The organism is uncultured Pseudoalteromonas sp., assembly GCF_963922945.1.
Lineage (GTDB): Bacteria > Pseudomonadota > Gammaproteobacteria > Enterobacterales > Alteromonadaceae > Pseudoalteromonas.
In genome coordinates this window covers 1-11,256 of the sequence record NZ_CAWUKC010000108.1, presented here as the reverse complement: position 1 = coordinate 11,256, position 11,256 = coordinate 1, and the positions used below count along the sequence as shown (strand labels likewise).

At 39.3% G+C, this 11,256-nt stretch carries 10 protein-coding genes; 3 read left to right on the top strand and 7 right to left on the bottom strand.

The window, feature by feature from the left end:
• The coding region (locus AABI99_RS16525; protein ID WP_338367184.1) for a GntG family PLP-dependent aldolase at positions 1-612 on the top strand (612 nt) is incomplete at its 5' end.
• Here AABI99_RS16525 and AABI99_RS16520 read toward each other — a convergent pair.
• The 6 genes from AABI99_RS16520 to AABI99_RS16495 form a co-directional block, all read right to left on the bottom strand.
• Complete coding sequence (locus AABI99_RS16520) at positions 595-1,179, bottom strand: thymidine kinase (RefSeq protein ID WP_338367182.1); 585 nt, start codon at positions 1,177-1,179, stop codon at positions 595-597. The genes AABI99_RS16525 and AABI99_RS16520 overlap by 18 nt on opposite strands.
• Before the next feature lie 101 nt (positions 1,180-1,280).
• Positions 1,281-2,072, bottom strand: a complete 792-nt coding sequence (locus AABI99_RS16515; protein ID WP_338367181.1) for an amino acid ABC transporter substrate-binding protein — start codon at positions 2,070-2,072, stop codon at positions 1,281-1,283.
• A 74-nt stretch (positions 2,073-2,146) separates the two neighbouring features.
• The gene (locus AABI99_RS16510; protein ID WP_338367180.1) at positions 2,147-2,617 is read right to left on the bottom strand and encodes a methylated-DNA--[protein]-cysteine S-methyltransferase; all 471 of its coding nucleotides are present in this window, start codon (positions 2,615-2,617) and stop codon (positions 2,147-2,149) included.
• Positions 2,614-3,969, bottom strand: a complete 1,356-nt coding sequence (locus tag AABI99_RS16505; RefSeq protein WP_338367178.1) for an AlkA N-terminal domain-containing protein — start codon at positions 3,967-3,969, stop codon at positions 2,614-2,616. The genes AABI99_RS16510 and AABI99_RS16505 overlap by 4 nt, the downstream gene beginning before the upstream one ends.
• Before the next feature lie 127 nt (positions 3,970-4,096).
• Entirely contained in the window at positions 4,097-4,585 is a 489-nt protein-coding gene (locus AABI99_RS16500) for a GNAT family N-acetyltransferase (RefSeq protein WP_338367176.1), read from the bottom strand.
• Positions 4,586-4,595: 10 nt separating this feature from the next.
• A complete protein-coding gene (locus AABI99_RS16495; protein ID WP_338367174.1) occupies positions 4,596-9,353 on the bottom strand; it encodes a PAS domain-containing protein in 4,758 nt (1,585 codons plus the stop codon).
• 567 nt (positions 9,354-9,920) lie between these two features.
• Here AABI99_RS16495 and bfr (AABI99_RS16490) point away from each other — a divergent pair.
• Together bfr (AABI99_RS16490) and bfr (AABI99_RS16485) are read left to right on the top strand one after the other, a co-directional pair.
• Positions 9,921-10,394, top strand: a complete 474-nt coding sequence (gene bfr, locus AABI99_RS16490; RefSeq protein WP_024031963.1) for a bacterioferritin — start codon at positions 9,921-9,923, stop codon at positions 10,392-10,394.
• Between the two features lie 12 nt (positions 10,395-10,406).
• A complete protein-coding gene (bfr, locus tag AABI99_RS16485; RefSeq protein ID WP_004588793.1) occupies positions 10,407-10,871 on the top strand; it encodes a bacterioferritin in 465 nt (154 codons plus the stop codon).
• A 71-nt stretch (positions 10,872-10,942) separates the two neighbouring features.
• Here the strand turns inward: bfr (AABI99_RS16485) and AABI99_RS16480 are convergent, their stop codons facing one another.
• Positions 10,943-11,137, bottom strand: a complete 195-nt coding sequence (locus AABI99_RS16480) for a (2Fe-2S)-binding protein (RefSeq protein WP_286249084.1) — start codon at positions 11,135-11,137, stop codon at positions 10,943-10,945.
• Between the last annotated feature and the right edge of the window lie 119 nt (positions 11,138-11,256).

Sequence of the window (11,256 nt, the reverse complement as noted above, 5' to 3'; positions counted from 1 at the left end):
TTGCTTAGCCTTGAAAATACCATTGGCGGTAAAGTGCTCCCGATTGAGTACTTAGCCCAAGCTCGCGACTTTGTTAATACGCATAAATTAGCACTGCATTTAGATGGTGCGCGCGCGTTTAATGCCGCGGTTGATCTAAATGTAGATATAACAGCAATTACAAAGCACTTTGATTCTGTTTCAATTTGTTTATCTAAAGGCTTAGGTGCGCCAATCGGCTCACTATTATTAGGCGCACCAGCATTAATCGACAAAGCTAGGCGCTGGAGAAAAGTACTCGGTGGCGGCATGCGCCAAGCAGGAATGCTTGCAGCTGCAGGGCAGTTTGCACTTGAAAATAACGTTACGCGTTTAAAGAAAGATCATACGAATGCGCGCTACTTAGCAAGTAAGTTAAGTGAGCTTAAAGGTTTTGATGTTGATATGCGCAATACCACTAACATGGTGTATGCAAATTACTCAGGCAGTACTGATATTAGTAAAGTTGCTCATGAGCTTGCACAGCAAGGGATTTTAATTAGCCCAAGCAAACAGCTTAGGCTAGTCACTCATCTTGATATAAATCAAGATGATGTAAATACTTTTATACGCACCTTAGCGGCCCATATTTAATTCAGCTTTATAGTGCTTGCGGCACACCGACACATAACGGTCGTTGCCGCCAATTTCGACTTGGTTACCATCAGCAATGGCATTGCCGTTTTCATCTGTGCGCAGCACATGATTAGCTTTACGGCCGCAATGACATACTGTTTTAAGTTCAACCAGTTTGTCGGCCCATGCTAGCAAGTACTGAGAGCCTATAAATAACTCGCCTCTAAAGTCGCTTCGCAGGCCATAACATAATACTGGAATACCAAGTTCATCAACTACATCAGTTAGTTGCATTACTTGCTCTTTTGACAAAAACTGGCATTCATCCACCAACACACAGTGACGCTTTTTTTCAGCTTGTAGGTTTTGAATAAGTTCAAATACATTTTTTGATTCATCAAATATATGCGCATCAGCTTGCAAACCAATACGAGACGATACTTTTCCTACACCAGAGCGGTTATCAATTGCAGCCGTTAAAATAACGGGCTCCATGCCGCGCTCACGATAGTTAAACGCAGATTGTAACAAGGTGGTTGATTTACCCGCATTCATCGCAGAGTAGTAAAAGTATAATTGAGCCATTGCCGTGCCTTAAGATAAAAAGTGCGCTTATGCTACCTTAATATACGATTAATACCAATTTCATATCGCTATTTTAGTTAATAAGCGCTCTGATTTTCTTATTACTCAACAGCTTGCAAGTATTTTATGTAAATTTCAGCACTATCAAAGTGCGCTACCCATTGCCATATCTCTTTACTAAGCTGGCTATTTTGCTGATAAAACTGCTTTGAAAAAATTAAATAACCGTCCGTTGTTTCATAAGGTGGGTAAAGGGGTTTTACATCACTCCCTTTATGTTGATAGCTCGACACTTTTAAGTCATCTACTTGGCATAAGTCAACACTTGCCTGCACAACGCCTTTATCAAGTAATTCAAATGCTTTATCTTTAGAAAACGTATTATGAATGTAAAAAGGCTCTTCTTTAAGTGCGCTGTTCAAGCCATAGCCATTAGGAATGGCAATAGTGAATGCTTTATTTTGGAATACTTCGCGGGTTTTCCATTGTTTATGAAAACGCGCTCGCCCTATTAAGCAGCTACTAAATCGACTCACTGCAAATCTTTCTAGCAATACGCCCTTTTCGTTTGTAGGGTACACAGCAAAACGTTCACGCCCAGCACGATAACTTGCAATAACCGCATTAACACGGTTAAGCTCTAAATCGTTTAGGCACCTGCGCCATGGTTTTCTAACAAATGAAATAGTCACATTGGGTATGTCGGCATCTAATTGCTTTAAAATTTCAATCGAAGCGCCAGGGTTATCTATCGGTACTTCCTGCCCTACACCTAAAAACATAGGTGCTACGTCTTTGTCTTCGTAGCAAAACACTAAATTCGTTGGGTCAGCCAGCGCTGGGGCTGCAAATGTAAAAGCACAAAACAAGCTGATAAGTCTATATATTCTCATAATATTTTTATTTTAGCTGAGTCACCTAAAGTGTAGCGCGTCGTTTTATAAATGCCTAAGTTAATGATTATGATCTATATTAAACCTTCATGCTTTAACAACCATTGCTTTCTTGCAAGCCCACCAGCGTAACCAGTTAACTTTGCATTTGCGCCTATGATTCGGTGGCACGGCACAATAATACTAATAGGGTTTTTACCGTTTGCAGCCCCTACAGCTCTTACGGCCTTTGGATTGTTTAACAGTCGGGCTATATCACCATAAGTACTGGTTTTACCAAAAGGGACACTAAGTAATGCTTGCCACACACTGTTTTGAAAAGGCGTACCATGCGTATCTAATGGCACATTAAAGCTTGTTCGCCTGCCATTAAAGTATTCGTTTAATTGCTTTGCGCAAATTAAAGCCGGTTCATTCGTCACCTGCTCAATGGGTGTATGTGTGTAGTGTGTTTTTGGATAAAAACCGACATAGCTCACGCCGTTTTCGGTTGCTTGAATGATAATGTCGTCAATTGGGCTCGAAATAGCGGTTTGGATAATCATGAAAGTTGTTGCCATAGCTGAAAGGTTAAGTATGAGCGAAATGGGGCGCTCAGTTCAGGGTTAAATTGCTGCGTATTTACTAACGCTTTTTTTACGCCCAGATCGCCAGCTAAGAATATATCTGGGTTACTTTGCCCGCGCAGTTTGGCGTAGTTAACAGTCCATGGACCTATCCCTTTTATTTCAAGCCAATTATCTAAAAGGCTATTTTCAGGGTTATCGGCGCAGTACTTGGATAAATTTTTTAATGCATTTTTGCGCGATTGCGGCATTTTAAAAAATTCAAAGTCGCAGGTAGCTAAGTCCTCTGGCTGTGGAAAATATATTTTATCAGCATGTTTATCACCACGCTCTGCAACTAACTTTGTAACTAAAGTATGTGCAGCTGCTACACTAACTTGCTGACCTAGCACAGCGCGGATCCCTGCTTCAAAGCTCGACCATATTCCAGGCAATCTTAATCCTTCACTTAAATTAAATGCACCATTTATACTACCCTTCAAGTGAGTTTCTATATGGTTTATATCAGCATCTACATCGAGCACACGACGAATATTATTAATAACTTTATGTAAATGCTCGGTATTGTCTATCACTATTTCAACTTTAAAATGGTTATTTTTCGCTTTAAAGTGCGCGTTAAAATGGCCTACAGCCCCATTTAACTTAAATGTTCGCCCATAACTATTCGGGGTTATCCACTCCATAGGCGATATTAGTCGCTTTGATAAAAAGCTATGTAAGGCTTGCCAATTGTAGGGGGGTCTAAAAGGAAGCGTTAATATAATCACAGGGCTTGACTCTTTTTTTGTTTTTCTGAGCGTTGATGGCGCTAAATGTAATTGTTGTAAAAAGGCATCATTAAAACGGCGCACACTTTTAAACCCAGCTGCAAAGGCAATATCGGTTATTGGTAATGTGGTTTCTTGAATAAGCTTTTTGGCAAACTGACATTGGTTAAATAAACGATATTGAGTAATAGACACGCCAAAGTGCTGGTTAAATATACGCCTCAAGTAACGGCTCGTAATACCCAAGCGAGTAGCAAGTATTTCGCAATTATCATTCTCACCTAGGTCTATTAATTGCTTAGCTCTTAGTGCAGTGGTTTTTACTCCCAGCCAAGCCGCGCTACCTGGCGCACTATCGGGCCGGCAGCGTATACACGGCCTAAAGCCCGCTTGCGCGGCATTGTGCGCGTATTGATAGTACAACACGTTTTTTTCATGTGCAGTAGGTGCGGGACAAATCGGCCGACAATAAATGCCGGTGCTTTTTACGGCAACGTAAAATAAACCGTCAAATCGGGCATCACGGCTTTGCCGCGCTTTCTGCCAATACTGATTATTCATCAAGGGGCTTAGTCAATAAAACGTACCTTAGCATAGCAATGTTTTAAACCAGTACTGGCCATTTTCGGCACTCATCTGCTTTTAAAAGTATCATACCAACCCACTTAGTGAGTGAAGCGTTCAAGTATCACGATTGCTCTGCAAAATCGAGTAAGTCTTGGCCTGCTAGGCGGTAGATTATCCACTCATTTTGGGCTTTTGCCCCAATGCTATTATAAAAATCGATAGCGGGTTTGTTCCAATCAAGTACTACCCACTCAAAACGTCCACAGTCGTTTTTTATGGCTTTATTAGCCAAGTGCTTCATTATTAGTTTGCCCGCGCCATTGCCACGGCTGTCAGGGATTACGTATAAATCCTCTAAATACAATCCATTTTTACCCAGCCAGGTAGAGTAATTATAAAAATACACTGCAAAGCCAATAGGCTCATTATTTTCAAGGCAAATAACACTGTGTGCTGTTGCCCCTTCACTAAACAGCGTTTTTATAATCGCCTGCTCGTCTGTTTTAACTGCATCGGGTTCTTTTTCATAAATAGCTAATTCGGTAATAAACCGTAAAATTGTGGCTGCATCGCTTTTTTTAGCATCGCGTATTTCTATTCGTTTATTCATGTATTTAATCCTAAAAGTACTGCTCTATTTTATCTTTTAAAATATCAAGCTCAATGGGTTTAGTTAAGTAGTCATCCATCCCCGCTTTAATACAACGCTCTTTATCTGATTCCATGGCATTAGCAGTCAGGGCAATTATTTTTATATCTTTATGCTCCTCCCCAGCCATTCCTTCGCGTATATTGCTGGTTGCTTCAAAGCCACCCATCACGGGCATTTGACAATCCATTAATACTAAATCAAAAAAGCCTTTATTATGCTCGCTCAGGGTATTTATTGCCTCTTGGCCATTTTGTGTAAGTACCACTTCGCAGTTAAGCTTTTTAAGCATGAGTGTTGAAACATGCTGGTTAACAGGGTTGTCTTCTACTAATAAGATTTTTACCGGCTTATCTGATCTTTCTTTTCTTAGTGACGAAATATACCCAGGGGTAACTAACGGAAGTGGTTCGCAGCTATCTGAACTAGTAATAACAGATAATGCTGAGATTAAATCAGCGGTTGTTACAGGCTTAGGAAAGTACGCTTGAAAACCAATTTCAGAAAAGCGCTGAGCGCCTTCCATACCTGCAATACTAGTCATCATAACAAGGGGCATAGCTTTATAATCATCATCTGCTTTGAGCTTTTTACACAGCTGCATACCATCCATTTCAGGCATTTGCATATCAAGCACAGCAATATCAAACATAGCCTGTTTTTTTTCTATGCGCTTTGCACACAACTCAAGTGCCTGCATTGCGCTACTTGCTAATGTGACTTTAGCGCCCCAATGTCCTAACTGTTGAGAAATAACTAAAAGGTTAGTTTCATTATCATCGACCACTAACACGTTTAACGAACTCATATCTACATTAGGAATCGTCCGCTCTTTTTGAACGCCTTCTGCCACCTGCATAATTGCTGTGAATTCACTCCCTTGACCCGGCTCACTCACTAACGAGATGTTGCCATTCATTAATTCACATAGTTGTTTACATATTGCAAGCCCAAGCCCTGTGCCCCCGTATTCTCGCGTGGTTGATGCATCTACCTGCGAAAAAGGCGTAAATAATTGCTGTTGTTTTGCTTTGGTTATGCCTATTCCTGAATCTTTTACTTTTATATTTAACAGTAGGTCTTGGTCGGTTTTTTCTATAGATGCGCTCACTACCACTTCACCCTGACTGGTAAATTTAACCGCATTACTAATTAAGTTGGTTACCACTTGGCGAATACGCCCGGGGTCGCCCATTAAGTATGAAGGCTCTAAGGAGACTAAATCCAAAATAATCTCAATGCCTTTTTCTTGTGCCGTCAATGCTTGTGCCTCGGCCACTTCACCAATTAAATCGCGGGCATTAAAATGTATATGTTCAAGCTCAACTTTGCCTGCTTCTACTTTTGAAAAATCTAAAATATCATTAATAACGCCAAGCAAAGAGTGGGCACTGCTTTTAGCTATTGCGACTTTTTTTTCTATTGGTTTAGTTAACTGTTCTAACTCTACGAGCTCGAGCATGCCTAATACACCATTCATCGGTGTTCGTATTTCATGACTCATAGTTGCTAAAAACTGACTTTTCGCCACGGCCGCCTCTTGTGCTTGTACTAAAGCAACCTTCAATTTTTCAGCTGTTTCTTTACGCTTTTGCGATACCAAGGTACTCCCTATTAACGTTGCCAAAGAGCGAAGATAAGTTTCTTCACTATGCGTCCAATTGCGTGATTCTGCGACTGTTTCTGCGCATAAAATACCTAAATTCCCATCGCCTGATGAAATAACAGCATCCAGCATCGACTTAATATTTAGTGGTTGTGTATAACTTTGCGTAAAATCACGGGTGGCGACATGCGAATACACATCGTCGATGGCAATAAGGTTTTGTTTAAAAACAGCCTCAAAATAGTTCGGAAAATTGACCTTTTCTAGAACCCCATCAAAATCAACAAAGCCATCTTGTTGTGTATATAAACCATGGCACGCCATTTCGTCACATTGTTCGTTAAGTATCCAAATTGAGGCGCGCTGAACATTTAATACCTCAACCATCGATTTAATCGCCAGCTTTTTAACTTGCGCTACATCGCTGTTTTGTACTTCTGGCGAGATTGTCAATGAGGCTAAATTTTTGTTGTAGGCGTTTGCTTTTTCACTTTCTAATTCTAAGCGTTTGTGCGCATCAATACTTTGGAATGAGCCAAAAACACGCACGCACTCGCCATCTTTAAACTCAGCCTGCCCTATTGACTTAACCCAGCGTTCTTTACCGGTGTAAGTTAAAATAATGAGTTCTACACTCCAGCTTTCGCCTAAAGTCACCGCACATTCAAACAACGTACTAATTTTATCGCGGTGCTCCCCTGACTTATAAAAGTTAATAGCAGTATCTATGTTAGGTTCAAACCCGTCGGGTACCTCGTGTATCACTTTTACTTCGTCTGACCAATACATGGTTTGGTTTTCGAGGTTTATTTCCCACGCACCAATTTGGCCTTGTTTACTCATGGCCTCAAGCAAGCTTTGTTGACGTGTAATTTCTACTTGTGTATTGTGCCGCTCAGTAATATCTGAAATAAAACCATCTAAATAAAGAACTTCGTCGTCGTCACCATAAATTGCTTGGCCTCTTTCGTGTACCCAACGAAGACTGCCATCCTTTCTTTTTATTCTGTATTCAATAGACCACGGCAGTTTTTGAGCAATACATGTGCTTACTTGCAACTCAACGTCTCTATCTCCATCAAGAATAACCTGAGCAAAACTAAGTGTTTTATTGTTAATGAAATCATCTGGCGCATAACCTGTTATGTCTTTAACTTGCGCACTCATATAAAACATGGTCCAAGCTTTATCAAACTTACATCGATAAATAACCCCTGGAATATTTGCGACTAATGACGCAAAACGGTCTCGACTGGACTGTAACTCAGATTCAATTTGCTTACGCTCGGTAATATCTACATGCGTACCAATCATTCGACGTGGCGATCCATCTAAATTCCACTCAACGACTTTTGCAGTGTCCAGCACCCACACCCAGTGCCCATCTTTATGCCGCATACGGGCTTCGTTAACATAGTAGTCTGTATCACCATTAAAATGTGCTTGTAATTTTTTCTCTGAAATAACTAAATCATCGGGGTGTGCAAACTTATACCAAGTATCTATCGTTGTAGGCTCTAACTCAATGAGTTTATAGCCTATTATTTCTGCCCAGCGATTATTAAAAGTCACTTTGCTGGTATCTATAAACCAATCCCATATTCCTACGGCGGTGGTATCTATGACTAACTGAAGCTGGGTTTTGTGCTGCTCAAGTTCAAGCTCTTGTAATTTTAATGGCGTGACATCAGTACGAATGGCTATATAGCTTTGCGGTTTTCCGTGCTCATCAAAAAATGGCGCTATGGTGGTGTCTACCCAATAAAAGCCGCCATGTTTTGCTTTATTACATATTTGGCCGTTCCATACTTCACCCCGTTTAAGGGTTTTATACATGCTTTTAAAAAAGCCTTTGTCGTGCCTTCCTGAATTAAGTAATCGGTGATTTCGGCCTATAAGCTCATGTTCTTCATAGCCGCTAATTTCACAAAACTTCCTATTTACAAAGGTGATAGTGCCTGCTAGATCTGTTACCGCAACAATGGCATGCTCATCGAGGGCACTTTTTTGCTCATCCAATTGTTTAAACGCAGTTTGCAAAGCCATGCGCTGCTTTTGCAATATGCTCTGCTGCTCTTCTTTAAATGCCACCATTTTTTGAAGATCTACTGATAACCTATTTAACTCGTGGCTATCAGTTAAAGTAGGCACCTTTACTTTCTCGCCATCGGTAATTCGGGCCATTACTGAGGTAAGCTGAATTAAAGGCTTAGATAAGCGCCGGCTAAACCACCACGCTGCGCATAAAATGAGAAGTAAAGAAACTGCATTTGTAAAAATAGCCAACTGCTTATAATAAGTAGAGTCTTTGAGCATAATGTGCAAAGGTTTTGCTGCTAAAAGTTGCCACCCTTGCACACCTAAAAAATTTAAATCACTAATATATGCATGGTATGTCGTGCCGTTGGCACTGGCGTAATCAAACACTTGCTTACTGGTGAGTGCCGTTTGCGAAAAAACAGGCGCCTCATCTGCATTTGTTACTGAAGAGCGCTCTATTTTATTATTATGTAGTACAAAAAAACTCACTTCGTTGTGCATGTTGTGAATGGTGTTTAAGCTTTTTAAAAGGCCATTAATATTTACTTCTGTGAGAATTACACCTTCTAGTTGTTGCGCCGAATTAAGCAAAGGCATAGCCACAATATTAAACTGTTTGCCATTTAACATAACAGAGCCAAAAGCGGCTGGCGTTGAGCTATTAACCGAATTTATAAGCGTACTAAGCTCACCTTTGTTTATCTGCCCGTAAGGCGAGATAGTGGGCTGCTTAAGTGCCGATCCAGCGATAATTTCTATACTGTTTACAAAGTCATATTGATTAACAAAATTATTTATTAATTTGCTTTGTTCAAGCGGGAAGTTAGAAAGCTGATTTTTAAAGGTATATAAATCAGTAAGGTGATCATCAAACCATAAATTAGCAAACTCTGAGGCGATAGAGCTTAATTCATGCAGCTCTGCATTTGCATTTTTTTGCAAGGTATTATTAACGTGCTGTAAGCTAAACCAGGTTAGTAAGCAAAGTGGAACAATAGCAATAACTAAAAAAGTAATGATCAGCTTACTACGCACAGACTGAGCTGTGCCATTTAGCAGCCCATACTTTTTTCCTTCAACCATGCTATTTGTCCAGTAACTATAATTATAAAATTAATTAACTATATTAATGCACTAAAACCTAAAAGACGCAAGTTTAGTCCACAAAGAATTTAAAGCGAAATGTTTAAACATCAATAGGTTGCATCTAATGCTCACTCTAAGCAGTGTACATAGCACATATTTCAACGTTTACCGGGTTTTATTTAATTTATTAAGTAATGTATGGGCAATTTTATACGAATTTTTGCCGACATTAACATTGAAAGACACTAAGCATAACTCCTCCGTGTGAAAAACCGCCAAAAGTAAAGCTATAACCTTTTATGCAAGTGTAAACGGATATAATACCGTAATGACGCAATTATAAAATTAAAGCTCACTTGCGAGCAGTTATTACTCGGCGGCTACTATCAATTAATACAGTGATTTTACTAAAAGCAACTACATATTTGCTCATAAATGAAGCAGTAACGCAAATTTAAATAAGAATCAAAACCAATTGTAAAGCAATGATTTTTAAAGAAAAACTTGCAAAACATGTAAATTTAACTACACTGTGCACAATTAAAATAGTTAAGGTGATTTATCATGAAAGGTAATCAAAAAGTAATCGATGCATTTAATACTTTGCTAGCCAATGAGTTAGCAGCAATTGACCAGTATTTTATTCATTCACGAATGTATGATGACTGGGGCCTGGATAAATTATATGTACGCCTTAACCATGAAATGGAAGAAGAAAAAGATCACGCAGATTGGCTAATCAAACGCATCTTGTTTTTAGAAGGCGTGCCTAACATGACTAAACGCCGTGACCTTTTAATTGGTAACGATGTAAAAAGCATGATGCAAAACGACCTAACACTAGAGCTTGAAGTTGTTGCCTGTGTTAAAGAGGTTATTGCTATTTGTGAAGAACAACAAGATTATCAGTCACGCGAAGTATTAGAAAAGCTATTATTTGATACCGAAGAAGATCACGTTTATTGGTTAGAGCAACAGCTTGGGCTAATTGATAAAATTGGCACACAAAATTACCACCAAGCACAAATGGGCGAGTAAGGAGCATAAAGTATGAAAGGCGATAAAGACGTTATAGCAGCTTTAAATAAAGTACTCGCTAATGAGCTTGTGGGTATCAACCAATACTTTTTGCATGCCCGTATGTTTAAAGACTTTGGTTTTAGCCAGCTTGATAAAGCAGACTACAAAGTTTCGATTCAAAAAATGAAAAATGCCGATCGTTTAATCGAGCGCATTTTATTTTTAGAAGGCTTACCTAACCTTCAAGACTTAGGCCGTTTACGCATTGGCGAGAATAGCGAAGAAATGATTGCTGCAAATATGAGCTTTGAGCTTGATACAATTGATGACTTGCGCAGTGCCATTAAATTAGCTGAAAACAAAAAAGATTATATTAGCCGTGAAGCGCTTGATAATATTTTGAACGAGCAGGAAGAACAAATTGACTGGCTAGAAACCCAGCAATTACTTATTCAAAACACGGGGCTTGAAAATTACTTACAGTCTCAACTGTAAGCTAAATTTAGGTCATAAAAAAAGCAGCTTTATAAGCTGCTTTTTTTGTATTTGAATTTTGTAATAACGAATTAAGCGACTTGATCGGTAATATCTGCAATCTCAATAAGTTTGCGATTTAGGATCTTTTTAGTACAACAACAACACTTCCCGCATTGGCTGCCTACTTTAAGCTCTTTAGTTAATTCACGCATGGTGGTTGCACCATCGTCAATTGTTTGCTCAATTTTTTTATCGGTCACACCGTGACAAAGACAAACATACATGAATAAAAACTACTCTCAATTTCATTTAGTAGCTGCATATTAATCTAAACAATAATGGTTATCAATTGTTTCGCAATAAAAAAGCGTATTTTTCGAAAAACTTTGATCAGTGCCACTTA